This window comes from Sedimenticola hydrogenitrophicus (assembly GCF_029017505.1).
Classification (GTDB): Bacteria; Pseudomonadota; Gammaproteobacteria; order Chromatiales; family Chromatiaceae; genus Sedimenticola; species Sedimenticola hydrogenitrophicus_A.
Genome location: NZ_JAQGEI010000021.1, coordinates 21,453 through 47,147 on the forward strand (window position 1 = coordinate 21,453; position 25,695 = coordinate 47,147).

Annotated in this window: 20 protein-coding genes and 5 tRNA genes; 18 read left to right on the top strand and 7 right to left on the bottom strand. The window is 59.7% G+C overall.

Going from position 1 to position 25,695, the window contains the following annotated elements; all coding sequences use genetic code 11:
- The first annotated feature begins 28 nt into the window (after positions 1 to 28).
- Positions 29 to 1,828 carry a DEAD/DEAH box helicase gene (locus O9K64_RS13825; RefSeq protein WP_275098673.1) on the top strand — a complete coding sequence of 600 codons (1,800 nt, stop codon included), beginning with the start codon at positions 29 to 31 and terminating at the stop codon, positions 1,826 to 1,828.
- A gap of 62 nt (positions 1,829 to 1,890) precedes the next feature.
- Here O9K64_RS13825 and yeiP read toward each other — a convergent pair whose 3' ends face one another.
- A complete protein-coding gene (gene yeiP / locus O9K64_RS13830) occupies positions 1,891 to 2,457 on the bottom strand; it encodes an elongation factor P-like protein YeiP (protein WP_275098674.1) in 567 nt (188 codons plus the stop codon).
- A gap of 326 nt (positions 2,458 to 2,783) precedes the next feature.
- Positions 2,784 to 3,221 carry an RrF2 family transcriptional regulator gene (locus tag O9K64_RS13835; RefSeq protein ID WP_275098675.1) on the bottom strand — a complete coding sequence of 146 codons (438 nt, stop codon included), beginning with the start codon at positions 3,219 to 3,221 and terminating at the stop codon, positions 2,784 to 2,786.
- A gap of 85 nt (positions 3,222 to 3,306) precedes the next feature.
- Here O9K64_RS13835 and O9K64_RS13840 point away from each other — a divergent pair, with 85 nt between their 5' ends.
- The 3 genes from O9K64_RS13840 to O9K64_RS13850 all read left to right on the top strand — a co-directional run bounded on the left by O9K64_RS13840 (position 3,307) and on the right by O9K64_RS13850 (position 5,208).
- Complete coding sequence (locus tag O9K64_RS13840) at positions 3,307 to 3,648, top strand: metal-sulfur cluster assembly factor (protein ID WP_275098676.1); 342 nt, start codon at positions 3,307 to 3,309, stop codon at positions 3,646 to 3,648.
- Positions 3,649 to 3,677: 29 nt separating this feature from the next.
- Positions 3,678 to 3,923, top strand: a complete 246-nt coding sequence (locus O9K64_RS13845) for a DUF2249 domain-containing protein (RefSeq protein WP_275098677.1) — start codon at positions 3,678 to 3,680, stop codon at positions 3,921 to 3,923.
- 238 nt (positions 3,924 to 4,161) lie between these two features.
- Positions 4,162 to 5,208, top strand: coding sequence for a hypothetical protein (locus O9K64_RS13850; protein ID WP_275098678.1), 1,047 nt, complete (start codon positions 4,162 to 4,164; stop codon positions 5,206 to 5,208).
- 64 nt (positions 5,209 to 5,272) lie between these two features.
- Here O9K64_RS13850 and O9K64_RS13855 read toward each other — a convergent pair whose 3' ends face one another.
- The 3 genes from O9K64_RS13855 to O9K64_RS13865 all read right to left on the bottom strand — a co-directional run bounded on the left by O9K64_RS13855 (position 5,273) and on the right by O9K64_RS13865 (position 6,225).
- Positions 5,273 to 5,545, bottom strand: coding sequence for a helix-turn-helix domain-containing protein (locus O9K64_RS13855; protein ID WP_275098679.1), 273 nt, complete (start codon positions 5,543 to 5,545; stop codon positions 5,273 to 5,275).
- A complete protein-coding gene (locus tag O9K64_RS13860) occupies positions 5,542 to 5,859 on the bottom strand; it encodes a type II toxin-antitoxin system RelE/ParE family toxin (RefSeq protein ID WP_275098680.1) in 318 nt (105 codons plus the stop codon). The genes O9K64_RS13855 and O9K64_RS13860 overlap by 4 nt, the downstream gene beginning before the upstream one ends.
- A 291-nt stretch (positions 5,860 to 6,150) precedes the next feature.
- Positions 6,151 to 6,225, bottom strand: a tRNA-Val gene (locus O9K64_RS13865).
- A 121-nt stretch (positions 6,226 to 6,346) separates the two neighbouring features.
- Here O9K64_RS13865 and gltX point away from each other — a divergent pair.
- From gltX to O9K64_RS13920, 11 genes are all read left to right on the top strand, one after another.
- Positions 6,347 to 7,759: a glutamate--tRNA ligase gene (gene gltX, locus O9K64_RS13870; RefSeq protein ID WP_275098681.1), complete on the top strand. Its 1,413-nt coding sequence runs from the start codon at positions 6,347 to 6,349 to the stop codon at positions 7,757 to 7,759.
- Between the two features lie 51 nt (positions 7,760 to 7,810).
- Entirely contained in the window at positions 7,811 to 9,499 is a 1,689-nt protein-coding gene (locus O9K64_RS13875; protein WP_275098682.1) for a glutamine--tRNA ligase/YqeY domain fusion protein, read from the top strand.
- Between the two features lie 66 nt (positions 9,500 to 9,565).
- Positions 9,566 to 9,641, top strand: a tRNA-Ala gene (locus O9K64_RS13880).
- 70 nt (positions 9,642 to 9,711) lie between these two features.
- Positions 9,712 to 9,787 (top strand) — tRNA-Glu (locus tag O9K64_RS13885).
- 242 nt (positions 9,788 to 10,029) lie between these two features.
- Positions 10,030 to 11,793, top strand: coding sequence for an ATP-binding protein (locus O9K64_RS13890; RefSeq protein ID WP_275098683.1), 1,764 nt, complete (start codon positions 10,030 to 10,032; stop codon positions 11,791 to 11,793).
- Positions 11,790 to 13,175 (top strand): sigma-54-dependent transcriptional regulator, encoded by a 1,386-nt coding sequence (locus O9K64_RS13895; protein WP_275098684.1) that lies wholly within the window; start codon positions 11,790 to 11,792, stop codon positions 13,173 to 13,175. The genes O9K64_RS13890 and O9K64_RS13895 overlap by 4 nt, the downstream gene beginning before the upstream one ends.
- 382 nt (positions 13,176 to 13,557) lie before the next feature.
- Complete coding sequence (locus tag O9K64_RS13900; protein ID WP_275098685.1) at positions 13,558 to 14,859, top strand: ethylbenzene dehydrogenase-related protein; 1,302 nt, start codon at positions 13,558 to 13,560, stop codon at positions 14,857 to 14,859.
- A gap of 85 nt (positions 14,860 to 14,944) precedes the next feature.
- Positions 14,945 to 15,562 (top strand): NapC/NirT family cytochrome c, encoded by a 618-nt coding sequence (locus O9K64_RS13905; protein ID WP_275098686.1) that lies wholly within the window; start codon positions 14,945 to 14,947, stop codon positions 15,560 to 15,562.
- A gap of 23 nt (positions 15,563 to 15,585) precedes the next feature.
- Complete coding sequence (dsrO, locus tag O9K64_RS13910; RefSeq protein ID WP_275098687.1) at positions 15,586 to 16,353, top strand: sulfate reduction electron transfer complex DsrMKJOP subunit DsrO; 768 nt, start codon at positions 15,586 to 15,588, stop codon at positions 16,351 to 16,353.
- Positions 16,354 to 16,355: 2 nt separating this feature from the next.
- The gene (nrfD, locus tag O9K64_RS13915) at positions 16,356 to 17,288 is read left to right on the top strand and encodes an NrfD/PsrC family molybdoenzyme membrane anchor subunit (RefSeq protein WP_275098688.1); all 933 of its coding nucleotides are present in this window, start codon (positions 16,356 to 16,358) and stop codon (positions 17,286 to 17,288) included.
- 18 nt (positions 17,289 to 17,306) lie between these two features.
- Positions 17,307 to 19,841, top strand: a complete 2,535-nt coding sequence (locus O9K64_RS13920) for a molybdopterin-containing oxidoreductase family protein (RefSeq protein ID WP_275098689.1) — start codon at positions 17,307 to 17,309, stop codon at positions 19,839 to 19,841.
- 127 nt (positions 19,842 to 19,968) lie between these two features.
- Here O9K64_RS13920 and O9K64_RS13925 read toward each other — a convergent pair whose 3' ends face one another.
- On the bottom strand, positions 19,969 to 22,200 hold the full coding sequence (locus tag O9K64_RS13925) for a putative bifunctional diguanylate cyclase/phosphodiesterase (protein ID WP_275098690.1): 2,232 nt from the start codon (positions 22,198 to 22,200) through the stop codon (positions 19,969 to 19,971).
- Between the two features lie 285 nt (positions 22,201 to 22,485).
- Between O9K64_RS13925 and O9K64_RS13930 the strand changes: the two genes are divergently transcribed.
- Both O9K64_RS13930 and O9K64_RS13935 read left to right on the top strand, forming a co-directional pair.
- Positions 22,486 to 22,561 (top strand) — tRNA-Ala (locus tag O9K64_RS13930).
- Positions 22,562 to 22,628: 67 nt separating this feature from the next.
- A tRNA-Glu gene (locus O9K64_RS13935) sits at positions 22,629 to 22,704 on the top strand.
- A gap of 277 nt (positions 22,705 to 22,981) precedes the next feature.
- Here O9K64_RS13935 and O9K64_RS13940 read toward each other — a convergent pair.
- On the bottom strand, positions 22,982 to 23,896 hold the full coding sequence (locus O9K64_RS13940) for an AraC family transcriptional regulator (protein WP_275098691.1): 915 nt from the start codon (positions 23,894 to 23,896) through the stop codon (positions 22,982 to 22,984).
- Positions 23,897 to 24,096: 200 nt separating this feature from the next.
- Here O9K64_RS13940 and O9K64_RS13945 point away from each other — a divergent pair, with 200 nt between their 5' ends.
- Positions 24,097 to 25,617, top strand: a complete 1,521-nt coding sequence (locus O9K64_RS13945) for an aldehyde dehydrogenase family protein (RefSeq protein WP_275098692.1) — start codon at positions 24,097 to 24,099, stop codon at positions 25,615 to 25,617.
- The last annotated feature ends 78 nt before the right edge of the window (positions 25,618 to 25,695 follow it).

Sequence of the window (25,695 nt, forward strand, 5' to 3'; positions counted from 1 at the left end):
GATCCAACACCCGCCAGAGGTAATCTCCATGGACTCCGTTCCCGCTACCGCAGGTTTCGACACATTTGGCCTGTCGCCGGCCGTACTCAAGGCGATTCAGGATCAGGGGTATGAGACCCCGACGCCGATCCAGGCAGCCTGTATTCCCGAACTGCTGGCTGGTCGTGACCTGCTGGGACAGGCCCAAACCGGAACCGGGAAGACCGCCGCCTTTGCCTTGCCGCTGTTGAGCAAGCTCACCCTCGGTTCCCGGGATCCACAAATCCTGATTATCACCCCAACCCGGGAACTGGCGCTGCAGGTGGCCGAGGCGTGTAAGAGTTACGCCCGGCATATGGGCGGATTCCATGTCCTGCCGGTCTATGGTGGTCAGGGGATGAGTCTGCAGCTGCGCCAGTTGCAGCGCGGGGCCCATGTGATCGTGGGCACGCCGGGGCGGGTGATCGATCACCTGAAAAGGGGCACCCTGAAGCTTGAGAACATCAAATGCCTGGTGTTGGACGAGGCGGACGAGATGCTCAAGATGGGCTTCAGCGAGGAGATCGAATGGATCTTCGAACAGGCCCCGGAACAGCGCCAGGTCGCGCTCTTCTCCGCCACCATGCCGGACGCGATCCGCAAGGTGGCGAAGAAATATCTGCGTGATCCGGTCGAGATCAAGATCAAATCGAAAACCGAGACGGTGACGGCGATCGACCAGGTGCACTACGTGGTCAGTCGTGACCATAAAATGGATGCGATGACGCGCATCCTGGAGGTGGAAGAGTTTGACGGCATGCTCGTGTTCGTCCGCACCAAGCTGGCCACGGTCGAGGTGGCGGATAAGCTGGAGGCGCACGGCTTTGCCGCCGAGGCGCTCAACGGCGACATGAACCAGGCGATGCGCGAGCGCACCGTGGACCGGTTGAAGCAGGGCAAGCTGGATATCGTGGTGGCCACCGATGTGGCGGCCCGCGGACTGGATGTGGAGCGCATCAGTCATGTGGTCAATTACGATATCCCGAATGACCCGGAGTCCTACGTGCACCGTATCGGGCGAACCGGACGGGCCGGGCGCAAGGGCAAGGCGCTGCTGTTCGTGCAACCCCGGGAAAACCGCCTGCTCAAGGCCATCGAACGTTCGATCCGACAACAGATTCCGGCCGTGGAGCTGCCCTCAGCCGGTGACCTGAGCGAACACCGGATTGACCGTTTCACCACCCTGATCCGGGAAACCCTGACTCAACAGGATCTGGATTACTACTATCAGCTGGTCCAGCGGATGGCTCAGGAACAGGAGATGAGCGAGCTGGATATTGCCGCGGCGCTCACCTATCTGGGACAGAAGGAGCGGCCGTTTATTGTCCAGGAGGTGGCCGATTCAGGTGCCAAACGCGCCAGGGCCAAGGGCAAGAATGAGTCAGCGACCTATCGGGCTGAAGGTTCACAGGAAAAGGCAAAACGTAAACCCAAGGCCAAGACCGAGCGCGGTCCCCGCAAGAGCGATGTCCCCATGGAGACCTATCGTTTGCAGGTGGGCTCGAAGCATGGGGTGACGCCTCGTGAAGTGGTTGGTGCACTGGCCAATGAAGCGGGGCTGGACGGAGCCCATATCGGCCAGATCCAGATTGCCGAGGATCATACCCTGGTGGATCTGCCGGAGGGGATGCCGGGTGATGTCTATAAGCACCTGCAGCGGGTCTATGTGTGTAACCAGCCGTTACGACTGAAGCCGGTGAAGCCGCACCAGGCGGGGGCGAAAGTTCAGCCGGACAAGGCCAAAATGGCCAAGAAGCGCGATAAGAAACCGAAGCACAAAAAGGCCGTGCCGCCGGCCGCCGAAGGCTAGCTTATAGGGCGCCCCATGGGCGCCGTTGGCGGGCACGGCCCTCCAGCAGCATCGGTGTCGGATCAGGCGCGGGAGATAAACTTTCCGGTCCCGGTATTGATCTTGACCGTCTCTCCAGGTTCCAGGTACTCGGGTACCTGGATCTCCAGGCCGGTGGTCAGGGTGGCCGGTTTGGTGCGCCCGGTGGCCGTGGCGCCCTTGATCCCGGGGGTGGTGTCGGTGATGGTGAGGGAGACCGACTGGGGCAGTTCGATGCCCAGCAGTTTCCCGTCCACGATCAAGGCGGTGATGCCCTCCAGCCCTTCGGTCAGGTAACCGGTCTGATCCTCGATATCCTCCCGGTTGATGGCATACTGGCTGTAGTCCTCGGTATCCATGAAGACATACTGATCCCCATCCAGATAGGAGTACTGCACCTGGGGCCGCAGGCAGTCGATACTCTGCAGCATATCATCCCCCTTGAAGGACTCGTCCAGCTTTTGATGGGTCTGCAGATTGGTGAAGCGGATCTTGTACAGGGTCGCGGCACCCCGCGATGAGGGGCTTTTCGCCTCCACCTGTTTCACCACATGGGGCGCGCCATTGATCTCGACAATGACGCCTCGTTTTAAATCACACGCTTTCGGCACGGCACGGCTCCGCAATTAGATTCGGGGCGGCGATTATATCAGACGACAGGTTTTCGGGATCGGTTTTACTGTTGGAAATCGGTAGCCACACATACGCGAAACGTAACCTGAATAGCTGTCTTTACTCAAGTTTCGGAGCTCAGTTTCATATGCCGGGCGGGCCGCCCCCTTTCCGGGACCGTCGGAGGCATGGATGCCGACGCCGAGCGTACAGGGACGTATTCACAGCGTGTCCCGGAGAGGGGGTGGACCGCCTGAACGACGCCTTGTGAACTCCGAAACTCGAGATCTTTAAAGAGTGCCTGCCCGATCGGGATGATGCCTGATCAGGCGTGGCCGGAAAGCAGGTGATCCAGGGCGCTGGCGTTACTGATCAGATCGGCCAGCGTGTACTTTTCCAGTACCTTGAAGAACGCCTCCTGGGCCTCGCTCAGCACGCCTGCCAGGCGGCAGGCGGGCAGTATCCGGCACTGGCTACTCTGCGGGCTGAAACACTCGACCAGGATGCTGTTCTGCTCCGTCTGTCTGATCAACACCCCGATATTGACCAGCTCGGGGCTCAGGGCGAGGCGCATGCCGCCCCCTTTGCCGCGAATCGTCTCGATATAGCCCTGTTGGCCCAGGTAATGAACCACCTTGGTCAGGTGATTGTGGGAGATGCCGTAGCTGTTCGCCAGTTCGCCCGCTGTCGCCAGTTTTTCCCGATCCAGGGCGAGATAAATAAGCACCCGGATGGTGTAATCTGTGAAGGTGGTCAGCCGCATTGTGGCCCGTCCTTTAATATGTATTTAACATATTGATTATCTCAGATCGCCATGCTAGATTAAACATGCAAATGAAATATAGCTTATGGAAATATCCGACATGAACGACAACCCCAGCCGCGAAGGCGTTTCCCGTGAGGCCGTCTATGATGCCTTGCGGGGTGTCATTGATCCCGAGGTCGGGATCAACATCGTGGAGCTGGGACTGGTCTATGACGTGATCGCCGAGGCCGACCGGGTTGCCGTGACCATGACCCTGACATCTCCCGCCTGCCCGATGGGCGCGCATCTCGCCGAGGAGGGCCGGCAGGCGATTCAGGGCATTGTGCCGGCGGGGGTCGGTGTGGATGTCAGGCTGGCCTGGGAGCCGGCCTGGAATCCGGAAATGATGTCGGATGAGGCCAAAAGGCTATTGGGCTGGAATTGAACTGTTTAATCTGACTGGAGACCGATGATATGAGTACACCAACCGCAAAGAGCACCGTGGACGTCCGCACCATTGAGCCGAGATTTCGCCATCCGATGATTTTCAACACCTTTGAGGATCTGCAGCCGGGAGAGTTTCTGCTGCTGGTGAATGACCACGACCCGGCCCCCCTGCGCTATCAGTTCGAGGCGGAACGGGCCAACCAGTTCGACTGGGAATATATCGAGCAGGGGCCCGAGGTGTGGCAGGTGCATATCACCAAGAAGGCTGCCTAGCGAACCAGGATTTACCCGGGCCTGGGCACGCGAGGGTGGGGCAGAGGCGACGGAGCGGCATGCTGCGGATCTCCTTTACCGCCCTGTTGTATTCGCTTACAGGGACGTAAGCAAGGGGGGACGCAAGCTTTGCAATAGAATTTAAAACATCGGCTGACAACGCGGCGCCGGTGCTCGGGGGAGTACGATGTGGAGTGATCTCAAGCCTGTTTACCGTTATCCAATCCTGATTCTCGGCATGCTGTCACTGGTAATCGGTACGCTCGCCGGCCTGGCCCGGCTGGGATCGCTGGTGCCCGAGATTGCCCTGCAGCAGGCCGCCCAGCACGGGGTGCTGATGATTCCCGCCTTCTTCGGCACGGTGATCGGGCTGGAGCGGGCGGTGGCGATTGGCCAGCACTGGGCCTATACGGCGCCGCTACTGACCGGTGTCGGCGGTGTGGTGCTGTTGTTGGGCGCGCCACCCGCTATGGCGATTGCCCTGTTGACCCTCGGCAGCCTGGTGTTTTTGATCGCCTCGATCAAGGTGCTGCGGATTCAGCAGGCGGTCCATAACTGGATCCTGCTTGGCGGCGTGAGCGGTCTGTTCATCGGCAATCTGCTGCTCCTGAATGGCCAGGCGGTGAGCCAGCTGTTGTACTGGTGGATCGCCTTCCTGGTCTTGACCATTGCCGGCGAGCGGCTGGAGCTGAGTCGCCTGGTGATTCGGGACCCGCGCAAACGCCTGGGGCTCGCGCTGCTCTCGGTGATCCCGCTGGCCGGTGCCGCCATCGGCACGTTCAGCCCCTCGATCGGGCTGATCCTTTTTGCCCTGGGGCTGGCGGGTATCGGGGTCTGGCTGCTGCTATTCGATATCGCCCGGCGCACCGTGCGCCTCGACGGGCTGACCCGCTTCACCGCGGTCTGCATGCTGGCCGGCTACGGCTGGTTGCTGCTCTCCGCGCTGCTGTTCCTGGGGCTGGCCCTGGGCGGGAGTGGTGTCGGCCGGGATGCGGCGCTGCACGCCATTTTCCTCGGTTTCGTCTTCTCCATGGTGATCGGGCATGCCCTGATCATCTTCCCCGCGGTGACGCGCCTGAAGATTCCCTACTCGCCGCTGTTCTACCTGCCTCTGTTGCTGCTGCAGCTGTCGCTGCTGCTGCGCGTCGCCGGTGGACTCGGCGGTCATGCCGGCCTGCTGATCCACGGTGGTCTGCTGAATGCGCTCACCCTGGGCCTGTTTATCCTCATCCTGGTGGGGAGTATCTTGCGTGGACAGTGGGGGCGACGGACCGCCAATTCCTGAACGGGCCGACACGGCGGGTTGATTCCGCGGACTAAACCGTCCGCGCGGGGGGGCGGCGATTGTTTCACGCCGCCTTAATCTCCAGCTCGACCTTCATGCCCACCCTCACTGCCAGATTCACCAGCGCATCCAGACTGAACTTGCCGATGCGGCCCTTGAGCAGGTCGTTCAGGCGGGGCTGGGTCAGGCCGAAACGCTCCGCCTTTTCAGCCTGGGTGCCCTCCATCTCCTCAACACGCCGGACAATACCCATCATCAACGCCGAGCGCATCTTCATGTTGGTTGCCTCTTCGGGGGTGTCACTGATGGCATCCCAAACGCTCTGATATTTACTCATTTCTCTATCTCCTGGTAGTGCCGTTTGGCCATATCGATATGGCTCTTTGGGGTCTTTTGGCTCTTCTTCTGAAACGCGCTTAATACGTAGACGGTGTTTCCGAACCGGGCCACGTAAATGGCCCGGAAGGTGCCATCCTCTGTGCGGACCCGGATCTCTTTAACCCCCAGGCCGACCGATTTCATCGGCTTCCAATCTCTCGGCTCCAGCCCACGCTGCACCCGATCCAGCTCATACCCCGTTTGCTGGCGCGCCTCTTCCGGAAAGTCCCGGATGGCCTCCAGTGTCCGTCCTTTGAATACGATCTCCTTCATGGGGAAATCATATTCACACTGATATAATTATACAAGTACTGATATAAACGAAATTGCTCCCGCCAGACACGTAATCGCAACACCGAGGAAGAAGAGGACGGTTGGAGTGTGGCGCCTGAGGATGGCTGGAAATAGATACAGCCCCGATTGGAGTTCCCGGCGAGGGTTTTTTGTGCCTGGAACGTGAGCCGCGAGTGGTCACACATTGGTCACATGTTGTTTTTTTGTGTGATCAGAGCAAAAACAGCAACCCAGTAATTTGAGTATGTTGCTGTATTTGCTGGTAATATTTGGTGGGCGCGCCTGGGATCGAACCAGGGACCCCTACCGTGTGAAGGTAGTGCTCTCCCGCTGAGCTACGCGCCCCCTGAGTGGAGGAGCGCAATTCTAGAGATTTGTCGCCGCCAGGTCAAATGCTCCATACGCAGATCCATACACATCTGCTAGAATGCGCCTCTTTCCGATATTGGCCGCCTGGTAGTGAGTTATGACCACCATCCGTACCCGTTTTGCCCCCAGTCCGACAGGTTACCTCCACCTGGGAGGTGCCCGCACCGCGCTCTTCTCCTGGCTCTATGCCCGGCATCACGGCGGCGCCTTTGTCCTGCGCATCGAAGATACCGATCTGGAACGCTCCACGGAGGCGGCGGTCAATGCCATCCTGGAGGGGATGACCTGGCTGGGGCTGGAGTACGAGGAGGGGCCCTTTTACCAGACGCACCGTTTTGAACGCTATAACGAGGTGATCGACGAACTGCTGGTGAGCGGCCACGCCTATCGCTGCAACTGCAGCAAGGCGCGGCTGGACGGCCTGCGCGCCGCGGCCGAAAAGAGTGGCGGCATGCGCGGCTACGACGGCCACTGCCGGGACAAATTCGTCAGTCCCGATGAGCCTCACGTGGTGCGTTTCCGCAACCCGGAGATCGGTGTGGTGGTGTTCGATGACCAGGTCCACGGCAAGGTGCTGGTCAACAATTCGGAGCTGGATGACCTGATCATCCGCCGCAGTGACGGTGCCCCCACCTACAATCTGAGCGTGGTGGTGGATGATCACGACATGGGAATCACCCACGTGATCCGTGGTGATGACCACAAGCGCAACGCCTCGCGGCAGCTCAATATCTTCAAGGCGCTGGGCTGGGATATTCCCCGGTATGCCCACGTCGCGCTGATCATGGGTGACGACGGCGCCAAACTCTCCAAGCGGCACGGTGCGGTCAGCGTCATGCAGTACAAGGAGGACGGCTTTCTGCCGGAGGCGCTGCTCAACTACCTGGTGCGCCTGGGCTGGTCTCATGGCGACCAGGAGATCTTCTCGGTGGATGAGTTGATCCAGCTGTTCGATATCGAGGATGTGAACAAGGCCGCCTCCACCTTCAACACGGAAAAGCTGCTGTGGTTGAACCAGCACTATATCAAGGTGGGCGATCCGGCCCATCTGGCCCATCTGCTGAGCTACCATATGGGCAATCTGGGGATCGATCCGTCCCAGGGACCGGACCTGGGCGAGGTGGTGAAGGCGCAGCAGGAGCGGGCGCGCACCCTGGTGGAGATGGCCGAGATCAGCGCCTTCTTCTACCGGGATTTCGATGAATTCGACGAGGACGCGGCAAAGAAACACCTGCGTCCGGTGGCGCGCGAGCCGCTGGAGCGGATGCGTGCCGCCCTGGAGACCCAGGCGGACTGGTCGCCGGAGGCGCTGCATCAGCTGGTGATGGATGTGTCGGCCGGGCTGGAGCTGAAGATGGGCAAGGTGGCCCAGCCGTTGCGGGTGGCGGTGGTGGGACGGGCCGCCTCGCCCGGTATCGATATCACCCTCAGCCTGGTGGGGCAGGCAGCCTGCCTGCGACGTATCGACCGGGCGCTGGATTACATCGGCAAACGGGAAGCGAACGCCTGATCCGGGCGCTATGATCACCAGAACAACAGCAACTCTTTGGCACAACAGGCTATGAGCAACAACGAAACCACGGCACCGACACACTTTATCCGCCAGATCATCGAGCGCGACCTGGCGGCGGGCAAGAACCAGGGCCGGGTGCATACCCGGTTCCCGCCCGAACCCAACGGCTATCTGCATATCGGGCACGCCAAGTCGATCTGCCTCAACTTCGGCATCGCCCGGGACTATCACGGGCTGTGCAATCTGCGCTTTGACGACACCAACCCGCACAAGGAGAACGAGGACTATGTCAATGCCATCCAGGAGGATGTGCGTTGGCTCGGTTTCGACTGGGAAGAGCGGCTCTACTACGCCTCGGACTATTTCGAGAAGCTCTACGGCTACGCCGTGGAGCTGATCGAAGCGGGCAAGGCCTACGTTTGCGACCTGAATGCCCAGCAGATCCGCGAGTACCGGGGTACCCTGACCGAACCGGGCCGGGAGAGCCCCTATCGCACTCGTTCGGTGGAGGAGAACCTGGAGCTGTTCCGGCGCATCCGCGCCGGCGAGTTCCCCGACGGCAGCCGGGTGTTGCGGGCCAGGATCGACATGGCCTCGCCCAACATCAACATGCGTGATCCCACCCTCTACCGCATTCGCCACGGGGTGATCCATCATCAGACCGGCGAGGAGTGGTGCATCTACCCGATGTACGACTACACCCACCCGATCTCGGACGCCCTGGAGGGGGTCACCCACTCCCTCTGCACCCTCGAGTTCGAGGACCACCGGCCGCTCTACGACTGGGTGCTGGACAACATCAGCATCGACTGCCATCCGCAGCAGATCGAGTTCTCCCGGCTCAATCTCGAATACACGGTAATGAGCAAGCGCAAGCTGACCCAACTGGTGGACGAGGGGCTGATGGCGGGCTGGGATGACCCGCGCCTGCCGACCATCGCGGGACTGCGCCGGCGCGGTTACACTCCGGCCGCAATCCGCACCTTCTGTGAGCGTATCGGGGTGACCAAATCGGCCAACTCGGTGGAGATGGGCATGCTGGAGGCCTGTATCCGCGAGGACCTGGATCAGCACGCCCGCCGCGCCCTGGCGGTGCTGGACCCGCTCAAGGTGGTGATCGAGAACTATCCCGAGGATCGGGTGGAGATGCTTGACGCCCCCTATCATCCCAAGGATGAGGCCATGGGCAGCCGTCAGCTCGCCTTCACCCGCGAGCTCTACATCGACCGGGCCGATTTCCGCGAGGCGGCCAACAAGAAGTACAAACGCCTGGTGAGCGGGGGCGAGGTGCGGCTGCGCAATGCCTACGTGATCAAGTGCGAGCAGGTGATCAAGAATGATTCGGGCGAGATCGTCGAGCTGCGCTGCAGCTACGATCCGCAGACCCTGGGCGCCAACCCGGTGGGGCGCAAGGTGCGCGGGGTGATCCACTGGGCCTCCGCCAGCCACGGCGTGCGCGCCGAGGTGCGTCTCTATGACCGGCTGTTCAATCACCCGGCGCCGGACAGCGACAAGTCGGTCGGCTCGTTCCTGGAGCACCTCAACCCCGACTCCCTGCGGGTGGTCGAGGCGGTGGTCGAGCCGAGCTTGGGCCAGGCGGTTGCGGGCGATCGCTTCCAGTTCGAGCGGGAAGGCTATTTCTGTGTCGACCCGGCGAGCAGCCGTGAGCGGATGATCTTTAACCGCACGGTCGGCCTGCGCGATACCTGGGCGAAAATTGCCGAGCAGGATGACTGAAGGGGAAAAATTACCTGGAGAGTCTGGACAAAAGGCATCTGTTACCTTAATATTCGCGCCTCGTTTGGGGCCATAGCTCAGCTGGGAGAGCGCTACACTGGCAGTGTCGAGGTCGGCGGTTCGATCCCGCCTGGCTCCACCAAACAACGCGGGGGCAGGGAGCCCATCGGACCGGCAGCCAGCAGCCCGGTCATGTAATGGAGACGATCCAAGTCCCCTTCGTCTAGAGGCCTAGGACACCGCCCTTTCACGGCGGTAACAGGGGTTCGAACCCCCTAGGGGACGCCATGTAAAAAAGCCCGATCAGGTGACTGATCGGGCTTTTTTGTCTATCAGGGAGGGACTTATGCCGCGGAGCCGGGAGCGGCGTTCTCAATCCGCTGCCGTGATTAAGGTTCCCCTGAAGAGGCCTCGACACCCACCACAGCGCATGTGGGTGAGTATCTCGAGTCCTGAATATCCTATGGAATGATTCGTTTCAAGACCGTACTCTTGAGTCTGGAGATTTCATTGGGGTGAGGCGGAGCAGTATGCAGGCGGTCAGATCATTGAAACAGGGCGAGCGTGTGCGTGCGCGTATCCTGCTGCCATTCACCCTGGTGTTGCTGTTCGTGATCGGGGCCTTTGTCCTTGCCACCTACGTGGTGGGGGGGCGTGAACAGGAGGCGGAGCTGGCCAGTCGGGTCAGGGACATGGAGAAGTTGTTCGCTCGCCAGATTGAGAACGACGCGTCGATGATGCAGGCGGCGTTGATCGCCATTTCGCGTAATGAGGCTATTCGGCGTTCCTTCATGCGTCGCGACCGGGAAGCGCTGCTGCAGCAAACCTGGCCACTGTTCGACACCTTGCGAGAGAATAATAACGTCACCCATTTCTATATCACCGAACCGGACCGGGTCAATTTTCTGCGTGTCCATCAACCGGACCAGTCTGGTGACACCATCGACCGGGCGACCACGCGACAGGCCGCCGCGCAACGCACCGTGGTCCGGGGGGTCGAGCTCGGACCCCTGGGAACGCTGACCCTGCGTGTGGTATTACCCTGGTACCGCGGCGATCAGTTGATCGGCTATCTGGAACTGGGTGAGGAGATAGAAAATATCACCGACGAAATCCGCCGTATTCTGGGGGTCGGGCTGCTGGCGATGGTTGACGGCGAGCTGCTGGGACCGCCCCTGCGCGACCCGTCGAAGAGACTCAAGGGACACTTCAATATTCCCGAGCGGATCGGGAGCTCGGTGATAGTGGCAAAGTCGATCGAGCGGATACCCGAGGCGCTGCTGCGGCGATTACGTGAGGGCACTGCCAAGGGCCGCGAGACCCTGCGGATTGAGGAGGCGGACAAGGAGTTCCATGTCACCCTGCTTCCATTCTCCGACATCTCCCAGCAGGTGGTGGGCCGACTGGCGGTGGTCCATGATGTCACCGGCGTCCAGGACAACCTCTATCAGGCACTGGGGATGGTGACGCTACTCTCGGTGGCGGCCAGTGGGGTGGTGTTTATAATCTTCTATATCATCCTGGGACGGGTCGAACGGGATGCCCTGCGCCAGCGGGAGGTAGAGTTGAAACTGACCCGGATGAACACCGAACACCAGAAGGTGGTACAGCTGGAAAAGTTGTCCGCCATGGGGTTGATGGTCGGGGAGATCGCCCATCAGCTGAACAATCCCCTGGTGGGGGTGGTCAACATGGCCCAGCTGGCCGAGCGCAAGCTTGATGCCCCGGATCAGCTCAAGGGGTTGCTTGGGGAAATCGGCCGGGCCGGCAAGGATTGCCACTCGTTTGTGCGGCGCATGCTGGATTTTACCAAGATCTCCTGTTTTGAACTCAAGGAGAGTGACCTGAACAACCTGGTGAACGAGACCCTGTTATTGAGTCAGCGCAGCATTGGCCGTCAGGTGAGGCTGGAGGCCGAGTTGCCGGAACATCCGACAATCCTCACCGTGGATCCGGTATTGATCCGCCATGCCCTGTTCAACCTGCTGGCCAATGCGATTCAGGCAAGCCCGGCCGGCAGCGTGGTGAAGATGGGTCTGTTTCCTCACACGCGGGGAGGACTGCCGGGCTGGTGTCTTGCTGTCCGTGATCAGGGTTCGGGGATCGACCAGGCGTTGTTTGAGAAGATATTCACGCCGTTTTTTACCACCCGGCCTGATGGCACGGGGTTGGGTTTACCGGTAGTGCAGCATGTAGCCATATTGCATGAGGGTGAGGTGTGGGCCGAAAATGCCGAGGAGGGTGGGGCGGTGTTCCACCTCTGGCTACCGCAAACAGGTGGAGTTACGGAATGAGCACAAATGATCTGTTGAAGCATTCGAGGATCCTGATTGTCGATGACGATCATTATGTACGCACCCTGCTCCAGGAGCTGTTTTCCGATGGACCCGTCGAGGTCACGGTGGCGGAGGATGCGGCCACGGCACGGGGGTATTTCGAACATGAAGATTTCAACCTGATCATCATGGATCAGCGCCTGCCCGACGGTAATGGACTCGACCTGCTGCGTGAAATACGCCAGATCCAACCGCAGCAGATGGCCATCCTGATCACCGGTTATGCCGATGTGCGTGACGCGTTGCGTGCCGTACGCGAGGGACTGTTCGACTATCTGACCAAGCCGTTTGAGAACCTGGAAGAGCTGGAGGCGGTGATTGCCAAGGCACTGGAACTGGATCGCGCCTATCGGGAGATCAACGATCTCAAGCAGACGCTGGATAGCCGCTCGTCACAGCCCATCTATATCGGGCAATCGCCGTCGACTATTGCCTTGCAGAAACAGATCAGCCAAGTGGCCGCACTGGATGTCACCGTGTTGATCGAGGGTGACAGCGGTACCGGCAAGGAGTTGGTGGCGAAAAGCCTGCACGCCCAGAGCCCAAGGAACGAAAGCGGCCGCTTCATGGAGATAAACTGCGGTGCGCTCTCCGAACAGCTGCTGGAAAGTACCCTGTTCGGTTATGAAAAGGGGGCCTTCACCGGTGCGGTGAAGATGACCCGGGGCTACCTGGAGGAGGCCGACGGCGGCACCCTGTTCCTCGATGAGATCGCCGATATGAGCACCAAGCTGCAGAGCAGCCTGTTGCGGGTTCTGCAGGAGCACACCTTTTCACGCATCGGCAGTACCGAGCTGCGTTCCAGCGACTTCCGCCTGATCTGTGCCACCAACAAGCGGCTGAGCGACGAGGTGCGCGCCGGTCGCTTCAGGGAAGATCTGTTCTACCGCATCAACGTGGTCTCCCTGGAACCGATGCCGTTGCGGGAGCGGCGTGAGGACATCGTGCCCTTGACGGTCCACTTTCTCGAACATTTCAATGCGAAGTTCGCCAAGCGGGCCGGTCCCTTGACCCCCGAGGCCCTCTACGTACTGGAGAACTTCTCCTGGCCCGGCAATGTGCGGCAGCTGCAGCACGCCATTGAGCGGGTGGTGGCGCTGCACGGCGACGGCCCGATCAGCGCCGCCGACCTTGCCTGCCTGGCAGAGGATATCGCCGATGCGGGGGAGGGGACGGAAGACGCGCTGCTCTCCTATCAGAAGGCCCGGGAGAACTTTGAGCGGGACTACCTGGAGCGACTGATGGAGCAGGCCAAAGGCAATGTCTCCGAGGCGGCCCGGCTGAGCGGCATACCACGGCAGAACCTCTATGTGCGGATGAAACGCTGGGGAGAGTCGTAAAAACCAGACAGTTGTCGTATTTTTATGACACTTTCGCAGATCCCGGCGACCGGCAACGCCAATCCTTGACCGAACCGCTGATCCCGATGCTGGCCATCAGACCCCCGCTGACATCCCGGAAGTGTGTCGAAAAATGCATCTATCGCGTTGAAAAATAAGTTAAATATCTCGTAATAGGGGGAATTCCCATTTTTAGGATAAGTTTTCCTGGAGTTAAGAAAATCTGTCGCTATCCCAACCGATCGTACCCCTGGTCGAACCTTTCCGTGATCTCAATCAATTGAATCAACAGGCTTGGTGCCTATAACCGTATATATGGCACGGGTACTGCACCTGTCCTGGTGTATCGTCATTCAAGTTCGTTAATCGCTGGAGGGGAATCATGAAAAAAACCGCAATTGCAATGGCCGTCTCGCTGCTGACCGCCACCCCGGTATTCGCCATGGAACCGGCCGATGTAGACTGGAGCAAGGTTCCGGCCAATGAGCTGGTCCTGTTCTATCCCGGCCAGTCCACCTATCAATGGCTGCGTTCAAAAGATCACAAACGTGCCTTCATGCAGACCCAGGATGGTCAGGCCTGCGTCGCTTGCCATTTGAATGAAGAGGAGGTATTGGGAAATACACTGGTCAAGGAGGGACGTCTGGAGCCGACCCCTGTCGAGGGCAAGAACGGTTCGATCAAGCTGGGTTTCCAGGTGGCCTACGACAACGACAACGCCTATTTCCGCTTCCAGTGGAAGACCCTTAACGACTACGCCGGCACCGCCCACCCCTATTGGCGCTATGACGGCAAGGCGTGGAAGGCCTTTGGTGGCCCGAAGCTTAATGAGAATGTGCAGAGCGGCGAGCAACCGGGCATCTATGAAGACCGCATGTCGATCATTATCGATGATGGCAAGGTGCCGATGTTCAAGGAGCAGGGCTGCTGGCTGACCTGCCACAATGGCGAGCGCGACAACCCTGATATCCCGGAAACCGCCGACGTCACGGAAAACCCGCTGTTCAAGCACCTGAAGAAAAAAGACGTACGCAAGTATCTACCCTCCAGCCGTACCGACGAGGACGCCTCCTGGGATATGGGCAAGACTCCGGAAGAGATCGCCCAGTTGAAGGCCGATGGTGTATTCCTCGATCTGATGCAGTGGCGCGGTCACCGCTCCAACCCGGTGGGCATGGCGGATGATTTCAATGTCATGGAGTATCGCAACGGCGACGCCGGCAAGAACCCCTTCGGCAAGAACTGGGACAAGGAGGCCAAGCAGCCGAAGTTCATGTACGACCCCGCCAAGTTCGGCAGCAAGTCGGTCAAGTTCGAGGATATCCGCAACAAGCCGACGACGCTGATCCGTGAACAGAATGCCGTGCCGTTCGATCCGAATGCCGGCTGGCAGGAGGGGGATCTGATTCCCGAGTATGTGGTCAGCCGCGAGGATGCCAAGGGTTCGGCCGCCGACAACAGCCAGGCGCACGGTGAATGGAAGGATGGTGTCTGGACCGTGGTCTGGGCGCGCAAACTCAACCTGGCCAATCCGGATGACAAGGCATTGAGCGACGGCAACAGCTACAACTTCAGCTTTGCCACGCACGACGACAACATCACCACGCGCGGTCACTTCGTCTCCTTCCCGGTGACGGTGGGCTTTGGTGCCGACGCAACCATCAAGGCGACCAAGCTCAATTGATCGGTAACAGCTGCCCGGATCATATCGTCCTATGCCGATATGATCCGGGGTCATCTCCGAGTAACGTCACAGAGTGGAGGGGCTGGTGAACATCTCCCTTTTAAAGAAGCATCCGCTGGTTTCCGCCGCCGGCATCCTGGTACTGGTGGTGATACTGGCCTGGGTAATTGCCTACGAACCGGTGACACGCAATCTGATTGCCAGTGATGGCTTGTGCAACTACTGCCATCTACCCTGGGAGTTCAATCCCGACGAGCGCTTGACCGCGACCCGGCCGCATCCGGCCACCTCGAAGGAGCAGGAGCAGGAGCAACAGGCCCAGGCCCGTTGCGTGGAGTGTCACCTGCCCGAAGGGTGGTGGAATACCACCTACGCCTATACCCATTTTCTCAGTATCACCGACCTGTTTGGCCACTTTCGTGACCGCGACGGGGAACGGGCGGGAGACTGGATACCGGCACGCGCGGCCACCGCCTACCGGGTTCGCGATCGCCTGTTCGAGTATGACAGCAACACCTGTCGGGGCTGCCATATCGAGGACGAAATCAAACCCAAACGGGCACGTGGCGTGAATGCACACAAGCTGGCCAAGGACGAGGAGAAGACCTGTATTGAGTGCCACACCAGCCTGGTGCATCGCTATGTAGAACCGCGCAAGGATGCATTCAAGAAGGCGGACGCCGCAGATGCGCCCAAGGGTTGAACCAGAGTCAGTGGGAGTTCGTTATGAATGATCAAGAAAAACCGGACACCAGCCGCAGGGGGTTCGTCCAGCTGCTGGCCGGCGGTGCGGTGGCTGCGACCGCGGCCTCTGCGTTAGGCAGCCTGGCCCCGGCCGGCGGCGCGGAATCAACCGCAAAGCAATCCAGGATACAGTACGGAATGCTGATTGATACCCGGCGCTGCATTGGTTGCCACAGCTGTTCGGTGGCCTGCAAGGCGGAGTTTGATGTGCCGCTGGGCGTCAACAAATCCTGGGTTGAGTATACCGAAAAGGGTACCTTCCCCAATGTTAATCGCCACTTCCTGCCACGCCTGTGCAATCACTGCAGCGAACCACAATGTGTGGCCGTCTGTCCTACCGGGGCCACTTACAAGCGCCCGCAGGATGGCATTGTGGTGGTCGACAGCGGGCTCTGTATCGGCTGCAAATACTGCATCCAGGCCTGCCCCTACGATGCGCGCTTCCTCAATCCGGTGACCAATTTTGCCGACAAGTGCGACTTCTGTATCCATCGCGTATCCAAGGGGCTGCTGCCCTCCTGTGTCAACTCCTGTATCGGTGGTGCACGGATCTTCGGTGATGTGAATGACCCCGAGAGTGAGATCTCCCGACAGATCGCCGCCAATGCGGTGACCGTGTTACGGCCAGGCAAGGGGACCGAACCCAATGTCTACTATATCGAGGCGGATATTACCGAGGAGGCCGAGAACAGCGATGGCAGTTACCGGGTACGGGTCTCCACTCACCGATCAATCAAGGAGAGGCGATAGTCATGCATGAACTCAACTGGGGTTTGCCGGTCATCTTATACCTGTTTCTCGCCGGTCTGGGTGCCGGTGCCGTCACTGTCAGTGGCTCGGTGTTGCTGCGCAAGGGGGGCTTCCATGACAGCCGCATGGACATTGCCCGCTATGGCGCACTGATCGGGCCGATACCGGTGATGCTGGGCACCTTCCTGATTGTCTTTGAACTGGGGCAGCCGTTTCGTGCCCTGAACCTGTTCAAGATGCTCAACCTCTCGCCGATGTCAATCGGCACCTGGGCGCTGGCGCTGTTTATCATCCTGAGCGGACTTTATGCCATCTGCTTCATTCCACGCCAGGCCACCTGGCCATGGCTCGGCAAGGCCCGCCGTGTGCTGGCGTGGCTCTGCGTGCCCTTGGGTATCAGTGTGGCGATCTATACCGGGGTGTTGCTCGGGGCCATGCCGGCGCGGCCGTTCTGGAATTCACCTATCCTGGCCGGACTGTTCGTATTGTCGGCGCTCTCTACCGGAACTGCGGCGATCATGTTGATGGTGGCGCTGTTCGGGGAAAAGAGTGCCGAACATCGGGAAGGCCGTGAAAATGATCAGTATCTGCTGGTTTCATCGGACGCCCTCCTGTTGGGTGGGGAGATGTTGGTGATCTTCCTGTTCCTGATGTTTGCCCACCTGACCATCGGTGATGTACGCCATGCGGTTGAGGTGATCCTGCCCGGCGGCTCCCTGGCGTCGCTCTTTTGGTGGGGCGTGGTACTGATTGGGATCCTGTTCCCCTTTGTTATGGAGTTGTTTCAGGTGGTACCGAAACTGCTTTATGGACGGACCTTCAGGAGCAGTCTGGTGCTTGAGGTGGCTGTCGCCTTATCGGTCCTGGCGGGTGGATTCGCCCTGCGCTACATCATTGTGGTCGCGGGTCAAGTCACCGGTCCGACCACCCTATAGGTTTGATTGGAGGCTGATATGATTAACCGCAGAAAATTCCTGCTCTCCGCTACTGCGGCCATCTCGGCGCCCCTGCTGCCGGCGGCGGCTGAGTCGGCGGAAAAAAGCCCTCCCATGACCGAAGGGGGGGTGGAATACTCCACCTTCAGCGGTGCCGAACTGGAGGCAGTGCCCGGAATTTGTGGGGAGTGTCCCAGTCATTGCGCCATTATCGGCTATAGTGACGAGGGCCAACTGGTCAAGGTTGAGGGGAACCCCAGCTCCATCCGCAACCTGGGCCGGATCTGTTCCAAGGGCCAGGCCGGCATGACCAAGGTGTACGACCCTGATCGGCTGTTGCAGCCGATGCATCGAACCGGTAAGCGTGGTGAGGGGAAGTGGCAGACGATCTCTTGGGAGGCCGCAATCGAGCAGATCCGCGAGCGCCTGGCGCGTCTGCGTGATCAGGGAAAACCGGAACGCTTCCTGTTCCAGCACGGCTGGATATCCAGCAGTGCCGAAAAGCTGATCGGCGGTATCTTCATGCCGGCCTTCGGCAGTGCCTCAATCCTGGATCAGCGATGCAACAGCCTTAGCGCCAGGCGCGTCGCCCAGCAACTGACCTGGGGTGGGGCCCTCGATAGCCCGGATCTGGAACGTGCGCGTCTGGTGGTGAATTTTGGCAGCAATCTGCTGGAGGCCGATACCAATATGGTCGCACTGGCCAGGCGCTTGACCCTGTCGCAGGTTGATCGGCGCATGAAGATGGTTACCTTCGATGTGCGGTTGTCGAATACGGCGGCAAAATCGGATCAGTGGGTGCCGGTCAAACCGGGTACCGACCTGGCGGTGATACTGGCGATGTGTCATCAACTGGTCGCCGATGAGGGCTATCGGGGGGCGGGTGAGCGTTTCCTGGAGTTCTGCCAGGTGAGTGAGCAGGCCACCGCCACGGTGGAGGAGAAGATTGCACATCTGCGTGCGCATCTCGAGTCCTACACCCCCGAGTGGGCACAACAGGTCAGTGGTGTGGATGCGGAGTTGATTCGCCGGTTAAGCGCCGAGATTGTGGATTCCGGACCGACCTGTTTCCTCAGTTCGCGCGGCGCCACTGCCCGTTACAATGGCGTGGAGACCGAGCGGGCACTGATGTTGCTGGCCGCCTTGAGCGGCAATATCAATAACCCGGGGGGACGCTCCGAGGCGGTCCTGCCGGAGTGGCAGTTTCCGCAAGGCCCCGAAGACAGGCAACCGGCGCGGCGGCTGGGCTTCCTCGGCAACGAGGAACGGGGTGCCAGGCTGCAGATGTTCGATGCCGGGGATAACGTGCTGAAACGGATCAAGGAGGTAGGGGAGCGGCCGGAACTCTACCTTTGGTATCATCACAATCCGCTCTTCGCCAATGCCGATACCGGGGCGATGCGCAAGATTATGAAAGATGAGTCGCTGCTGCCCTTCACGGTCGCGGTAAGCTCCGTATACGATGAGTCGGCCGCCCTGGCCGACCTGATCCTGCCGGACACCACACCGCTCGAGTGCTTCGGGATTGAACTGGGGATTTCGCCCAATCGGATCGCTGAATACAGTCTGCGTCAGCCGATGGTCGCGCCACAGGGTGAGGCCAGGGATTTTGTCGATGTGTGCTGTGAACTGGGGGAAAAGCTGGGATTGAATATCGGTTTCAGCAGCCATGAGGCGTTTGTCGAGGCGGCCTGCAAGGAGACGCCCGTGGTCAAGCGCAAGGCGCGGGGATTTCGCGGTTTGACCAAGAGCGGCGTCTGGCATGACAAGAAACTCCAGCCGCAATTTAATGCTCACCAGGTGGAGGTGCCGGGTGATCTGCTGCAAGGTGAAACGGTGCTGTTCGATGAGGTGACCGGGGTTTACTGGGATTGGCGTCTGGCCGGCGTTACGGATCCCGCAGCGGCGGAACGCCAGGGTTATAGCGGCACCGCGGGTGCCGGCAGGGGGTATCTCGGACAACGGATCGGTGACAAGGTCTATCGCGGTTTTGCCCCCGGCCAACTGGACAAGAGCGGGTATCTGGAACTCTACTCGCCAATCCTGGCGGCCGCGGGGCTGCCCGGACTCCCAAGCTATCAGGCGATTCCCTCGCACCAGCAGCTCGAACCGGGGCAGTTCATGCTCAGTACCTTCAAGGTCAATGTGCAGACAAGCAGCGCTACGGGCAATGCCGCCTGGCTGAGCGAGATTCATCACGACAGCGAGGTGTGGATCAATCCGCTGAGTGCGGCCGAACAGGGGGTGACAGAGGGCTCCAGGATCAGCCTGAGATCGGCGGTTGGTGAAGTGGAAGCGGTTGCCCGCCTGACCCAGGGGATTATGCCCGGTGCGATTGCCATTTCGATCCACTCGGGGCGCTGGGAAGGCGGACGCTATGCGAGCGACCAGCGGACGCCGCAAGCCATTGATGACCGGCATCATGATGCCTACAAGTGGTGGCAGGGCGTGGGGGTGCATCCCAATGATCTGATCGCTGACAGCACCGAGCCGGTGGCGGGGCAACAGTGCTGGATGGATACGGTGGTCAGTCTCTCGGCAAAGTCCGGGTAACGACTGGCGGGCGGTGAGTCGGGAGTGAATTTCACCCATGCGGAGTCATGTGAAGACCCGGTTGTCAGGGTGACAACCGGGTTTGTTTCCAGCTGTTGCCCCGTGCGCCGCCGCGCTTTGAAAATGGCTATCTCCTGATGATTCCGTCATGGGTGGTGGCGAATGCCGCCGCGTCGGCGTCGCTCAGGGGCGGGCTGAAGTAGTAGCCCTGCATGTAGTCGCAGGCAAGCGCGGAGAGGTAATCCGACTGGGTCTTGTTCTCCACCCCTTCGGCGATTACCTCAAGTCCCAGATTGTGCGCCAGGCCGATAGTGGCGGTGCAGATGGCCGCGTCATTGGGATCGGTCTCAATATCCATGACAAAGGCACGATCCAGCTTCAGCCGGTCGATCGGCAACAGCTTGAGGTAGGCGAGGGAGGAGTAGCCGGTACCGAAATCGTCAATCGAGAGCTTCACCCCCAGCGCCTTCAACTCCAGCAGTATCTCCACCGTGGCGACCGGATTCTCCATAGCCACGCTCTCGGTGATCTCCAGTTCCAATAGGCGCGGGTGGATGCCGGTCTGGGTCAGGATATCATCCACCTGATCAATGAGGGTCTCGTCCTTCAGTTGCCGCGCGGAGAGGTTGACCGAAACCGAGAGCTCCTGCATGCACTCGATTGTGTGCCAGGCGGCCAGGGTCATGCAGGCGGTTCTAAGGACCCATTGGCCGATCGGCACGATCAGTCCGGTCTCCTCGGCCAGGGGAATGAACTTCATGGGCGCCACCAGCTCACCATCCGCTTTCTGCCAGCGCACCAGCGCCTCGAAGCCGATGATCCGGCCATTGCTTGCACGGATTTGCGGCTGGTAGTGGAGGACCAACTCTTTTCTCTCCAGCGCCAGGCGCAACTCACCCTCCAGCCGCAGCCGCGCTTCCGCCGATTGGGTCATCCGGGCATCAAAGAAACGGAAACAGTTGCGTCCGGCCGACTTCGCGGAATACATGGCGATGTCGGCGTTCTTCATCAGGGTGACCCGCTCTCTGCCGTCATCGGGAAAGATGCTGATGCCCAGTGAGGCGGAAGGCACCACCTGATGCGGTCCGAGCTGCAGCGGCAACGACAGGGCCTGCAGTATTTCGCTGGCCAGGATGGCGGCCGTGGTACTCTCATCCAGATCGGTGATGGCAATGACAAACTCATCCCCCCCGGGCCGACCGACGATGTCGTTGCCGCGCACGCATTGCAAAAGACGCTGGGCGATCTCGATCAGGAACTCATCACCCACGGCATGTCCGAGGGAGTCGTTGATCGCCTTGAAGTTGTCCATGTCGATAAAGATCAGGGCCAGCTGTTTGTGATGGCGCTGCATATCGGCCAGCGATTGATCCAGCCGCGCCTCCAGGGTGTAACGGTTGGCCAGGCCGGTGAGGGCATCTTCATGGGCCAGTTTCTCGATCGCCTCGGCTGCCCGTTTATGTTCCGTAACGTCACTGTAGATGGTGACGAAGCCACCGCCGGGGATAGGGGCACCGCGGATCTCGATGGCGGTGCCGTCCGGTCGGGTGCGTTCCATCCGATGATGCGTGGGGTTCTGGGCCAGGTGGAGCATCTCAGCCACCTTGCTCTCCACGTCCACATCGCCATACTCACCGCGCTCCGCATTACTGCGTATAACCTCGCTGAAGTGGGGATGTTTGCTGGCAAAAGCCGGTGAAACATCGAGCATCTGCAATACTTCATCGTTATACAGGATCATGCGCAGGTCGGGTCCGAATACGGTGATACCGCCGGGCATGTTGTCCACCAGGGTCTGTAGCAGGGCATTTTTGCTCTGCATCGCCTCTTCGGCACGCTTGCGGTCGGTTATGTCGGTATAGCTGGTGACAAAACCCACTACCTTGCCGTTCAGCAGCATCGGCTTGCCTTCCACCAGGTGCGTTCTGCCATTTGGCCGGGTGCGCTCAAAACGGTGCGGCAGGAACTTGAGTGCCAGGTCCCGCCGTGCCGCCACCAGCTCTTTCGGGTCGCCCGGTCCATACTCTCCCCGCTTGGCGGGGTACATGATCAGATCTTCGAACGGCACGCCGTCATAGAGGCTTTCCGGGGGCAGTTCCAGTACATCCGCCAGCACCGCATTCCAGCAGCGCAGGCGCAGTTGATCATCGAAAACCGAGATGCCCTGAGGCATATGATCGACAACGGATTGCAGGTAGTCGACCTGGTGCCGGGCGTTGGCCGTCCGGGCTTGTGGAATGGCCGCCGGGACGCTGTCGGCCGCGCTTGTTGCGGCGTTGTCCCGCAGCCCTTGAATATGTCGCTGCAACTGGCGCAGGCGCCACAGGGCGGCAGCGAGGGCGACCAGTAAAACGAGCATGATTAATGTATTCATTCGCCGTCACAAGCTGTCTCTGGTTATAAAGAGTCGCGCCATCCGCACACCATCGCGGGGTCACCCGCGAGCCGGTCGCTTCATTGCTCAAGTGTAGCGATAGTTTCACAAGAGGTAAAATCGTCCCCCAGCGGTGTCCCTTGTCGCTGTGGATCCGGGGCGTTTACCGGTGCGATCCGGGGTGTCCGGCAGGCGACGACGGAACTCCAGGATTTGCCATCAGTAACTAGACAAATCCTGGCGGATACCTTACCATGCGCGCCTTGTTACGGGGCCATAGCTCAGCTGGGAGAGCGCTACACTGGCAGTGTAGAGGTCGGCGGTTCGATCCCGCCTGGCTCCACCAAACATTACAGGGCAGGAGGCCTGAGTGACTGTGACACCAGCACAGTCATGCAATGGAGATAGTCCAGGTCCCCTTCGTCTAGAGGCCTAGGACACCGCCCTTTCACGGCGGTAACAGGGGTTCGAACCCCCTAGGGGACGCCAATCAAAAAAGCCCGACCGGGTCACCGGTCGGGCTTTTTTTGTCCAGGGAGCGGCCTTGCAAATGGTGGATGCGCCTACCGGCTTATCCACCCTACGAAAAAAGTCGAACGCAGGGTGGATAAGCGTCAGCGCATCCACCAACTAATGCCGTGGAGGTCACGCCGCCAGGGATGGCGGTGGCAGACAATGTCGGGAACATATTGTTGAGGAGCCAGGGCCGAGGGATGGCCGGGAGCGGCTTTGGCGGGGGAGCGCCAGTCTTGAGAAATGACCGGTATCACTGCATGCCGGCCACGCCCCGCTTATGGTACTCCCGCGGTGAGCAACCGAAAAAGTCACGGAAGCGTCGACTGAAGTGGCTGGGGTTGGTGAAACCCAGATCGTAGCAGACCCGGGTGACCGGCTCACCGCGCTTGAGTCTCCGGGATGCCAGCTTCAGGCGAAGCTGTTGCTGCAGTTCACTGGGAGAGCAGCCAGTTTGGGTCTTGAACTCGGCATACAACCGGCTGCGGCTCATACAGGCAACGCGCGAGAGTTGGTCGATATCGAGCGGTTCCGCAAGATGCTTTTCCAGGTGGTTCAGGGCCGCCGTGATGCCACTTGAATCCGGCGCATCACGGCAGTAGCTGAGCAGTAACTCGCGCTCCTGATGACGCAGCATCCGTATGATCAGCTCGGAGACGCCGAGATCCACCAGCACGTCACGGTCCGGGTGATTTTCGGTAAAACAGGAGACCAGGCGCGCCAACAGGTGCTGGGTGGCCGTGGTGTGGTGGGTGTGCAGTATGGTGCTGCTGTGTTGCCATCCCTCCAGCCCGGACTCGATCGGATTGAGATCGCTCAGGCGTTCGGAGATTTTTGCCACCTTCTCCTTGGAGATTTCTATCGTCAGGCAGGTGGTGGGGGATTGGGACGTGGCATCGGGAAAATCGATCTCGACATGTTCGCCGGGCGCCATCACGAAGGACTCATGGGGCAGGAAGATCTGCTCTCCCGGGTGATGGGCATCGTGCATGATCTTGCGACCCTGGATCATGCCGCAGTAGAGCAGCTGATCGGCATCCAGTCCCACGCGAGAGGCGGCCTGGTAAGTGTCATAGATGCTCAGCTCCGCCTCCGGACCCGCGAAACTGACGCGGTTTTCCACCAGCCTTTGTGGTTTTCTGAGTGCACTCAACTCCGCAGAACGCATCTTCGGCTCCTCGCTCCTATCTGTTTTAAGGAATTTAATTAAACTTAAATTCAGAGGTCTTACGCCCCTTTTGTACCCGACAGCATGCGTTGGGATTGGATGCTGAGTCAAGTGATGTGGAATTTCAGTCAAGTTTTCCCTTTGGTGTGGAGTTAGCCTAAGCGTCCGAACTATTACTCGAAAACACCCTAGGAGGAAGTATGATATTTGCACAACCTGGAAAAGAGGGCGCCGTTGTTTCATTTAAACCGCGGTATGAGAATTTTATTGGCGGGGCCTGGGTGCCACCGGTCAAAGGCGACTATTTCGATAACCTTACCCCCGTTACGGGCGAGAAATTCTGTGAGATTCCCCGTTCCGGCGTCGAGGATATTGAACTGGCGCTGGATGCCGCCCATGCCGCCAAGGCGGCCTGGGGCAAGACCTCGGTGACCGAACGCTCCAACCTGCTGCTGAAGATCGCCGACCGTATCGAGCAGAATCTTGAGATGTTGGCCGTTGCCGAGACCTGGGACAATGGCAAGGCGGTACGTGAAACCATGGCGGCTGATGTTCCTCTGTCCGCTGATCATTTCCGCTATTTTGCCGGTTGTATCCGTGCCCAGGAGGGGGGGATAAGTGAGATCGACAATGGCACGGTAGCCTATCATTTCCATGAGCCGCTGGGTGTGGTGGGGCAGATCATTCCCTGGAACTTCCCGCTGCTGATGGCAGCCTGGAAGGTCGCACCGGCACTGGCGGCAGGCAACTGCATTGTCCTCAAACCGGCCGAGCAGACACCGGTATCGATCCTGAAACTGATCGAAGTGATCGAGGACCTGCTGCCTGCGGGCGTTCTGAACATTGTTAACGGTTACGGTCGCGAAGCGGGCCAGGCGCTGGCTAACAGCACCCGCATCGCCAAGCTCGCCTTCACGGGTTCGACACCGGTTGGTACACACCTCCTGAAATGCGCCGCCGAAAATCTCATCCCCTCCACGGTGGAACTGGGTGGCAAGTCCCCTAATATCTTCTTCAATGATGTGCTGGATCAGGAAGATGAATTCGTCAGCAAATGTATCGAGGGTGCGGTGTTGGCCTTCTTCAACCAGGGTGAGGTCTGCACCTGTCCCTCCCGTCTGATGATTCAGGAAGACATCTACGAGGAATTCATCGCCAAGGTGATTGAGCGCTCCAAGCAAATCAAACGCGGCAATCCACTGGACAGCGACACCATGGTGGGTGCCCAGGCTTCCCAGCAGCAGTACGACAAGATCCTCAGCTATATGGAGATCGGCAAGAGCGAGGGTGCCGAGGTGCTGATCGGTGGCGGTATTGAGAATGTTGAAGAGGGCTTGGGTGATGGGTATTACATCCAGCCGACCCTGCTCAAGGGCTCCAACAAGATGCGCGTATTCCAGGAAGAGATCTTTGGTCCGGTAGTCTCGGTCACTACCTTCAAGGATGAGGCCGAGGCGCTGGCTATCGCCAACGACACTCAGTATGGCCTGGGTGCCGGCGTCTGGACGCGCGACATGAATACCTCCTATCGCATGGGTCGGGGTATAGAGGCCGGTCGTGTCTGGACCAACTGCTACCACCTCTATCCGGCTCATGCCGCCTTTGGTGGTTACAAGAAGTCCGGCATCGGCCGCGAGAATCACAAGATGATGTTGGATCATTATCAACAGACCAAAAACCTGCTGGTCAGCTACGATATCAACCCGCTGGGCTTCTTTTAGTCACTGATTAGTTCTAAACGATTCAGGGAGCGACCTGCCATTATCGCAATGGCTGGTCGCTTCCTGATGCCAGTTGAA

Excerpts from the sequence above, each read along its gene's own strand:
- O9K64_RS13860 (WP_275098680.1), bottom strand. The coding sequence starts at position 5,859 with ATGAAGGAGATCGTATTCAAAGGACGGACACTGGAGGCCATCCGGGAC.
- O9K64_RS13940 (WP_275098691.1), bottom strand. The coding sequence starts at position 23,896 with ATGCGTTCTGCGGAGTTGAGTGCACTCAGAAAACCACAAAGGCTGGTG.
- nrfD (WP_275098688.1), top strand. The coding sequence starts at position 16,356 with ATGCATGAACTCAACTGGGGTTTGCCGGTCATCTTATACCTGTTTCTC.
- gltX (WP_275098681.1), top strand. The coding sequence starts at position 6,347 with ATGACCACCATCCGTACCCGTTTTGCCCCCAGTCCGACAGGTTACCTC.
- O9K64_RS13855 (WP_275098679.1), bottom strand. The coding sequence starts at position 5,545 with ATGAGTAAATATCAGAGCGTTTGGGATGCCATCAGTGACACCCCCGAA.
- O9K64_RS13840 (WP_275098676.1), top strand. The coding sequence starts at position 3,307 with ATGGAAATATCCGACATGAACGACAACCCCAGCCGCGAAGGCGTTTCC.
- O9K64_RS13895 (WP_275098684.1), top strand. The coding sequence starts at position 11,790 with ATGAGCACAAATGATCTGTTGAAGCATTCGAGGATCCTGATTGTCGAT.
- O9K64_RS13900 (WP_275098685.1), top strand. The coding sequence starts at position 13,558 with ATGAAAAAAACCGCAATTGCAATGGCCGTCTCGCTGCTGACCGCCACC.
- O9K64_RS13920 (WP_275098689.1), top strand. The coding sequence starts at position 17,307 with ATGATTAACCGCAGAAAATTCCTGCTCTCCGCTACTGCGGCCATCTCG.
- O9K64_RS13835 (WP_275098675.1), bottom strand. The coding sequence starts at position 3,221 with ATGCGGCTGACCACCTTCACAGATTACACCATCCGGGTGCTTATTTAT.
- dsrO (WP_275098687.1), top strand. The coding sequence starts at position 15,586 with ATGAATGATCAAGAAAAACCGGACACCAGCCGCAGGGGGTTCGTCCAG.
- O9K64_RS13850 (WP_275098678.1), top strand. The coding sequence starts at position 4,162 with ATGCTGTCACTGGTAATCGGTACGCTCGCCGGCCTGGCCCGGCTGGGA.
- O9K64_RS13825 (WP_275098673.1), top strand. The coding sequence starts at position 29 with ATGGACTCCGTTCCCGCTACCGCAGGTTTCGACACATTTGGCCTGTCG.
- O9K64_RS13925 (WP_275098690.1), bottom strand. The coding sequence starts at position 22,200 with ATGCTCGTTTTACTGGTCGCCCTCGCTGCCGCCCTGTGGCGCCTGCGC.
- O9K64_RS13890 (WP_275098683.1), top strand. The coding sequence starts at position 10,030 with ATGCAGGCGGTCAGATCATTGAAACAGGGCGAGCGTGTGCGTGCGCGT.
- O9K64_RS13945 (WP_275098692.1), top strand. The coding sequence starts at position 24,097 with ATGATATTTGCACAACCTGGAAAAGAGGGCGCCGTTGTTTCATTTAAA.
- O9K64_RS13875 (WP_275098682.1), top strand. The coding sequence starts at position 7,811 with ATGAGCAACAACGAAACCACGGCACCGACACACTTTATCCGCCAGATC.
- O9K64_RS13845 (WP_275098677.1), top strand. The coding sequence starts at position 3,678 with ATGAGTACACCAACCGCAAAGAGCACCGTGGACGTCCGCACCATTGAG.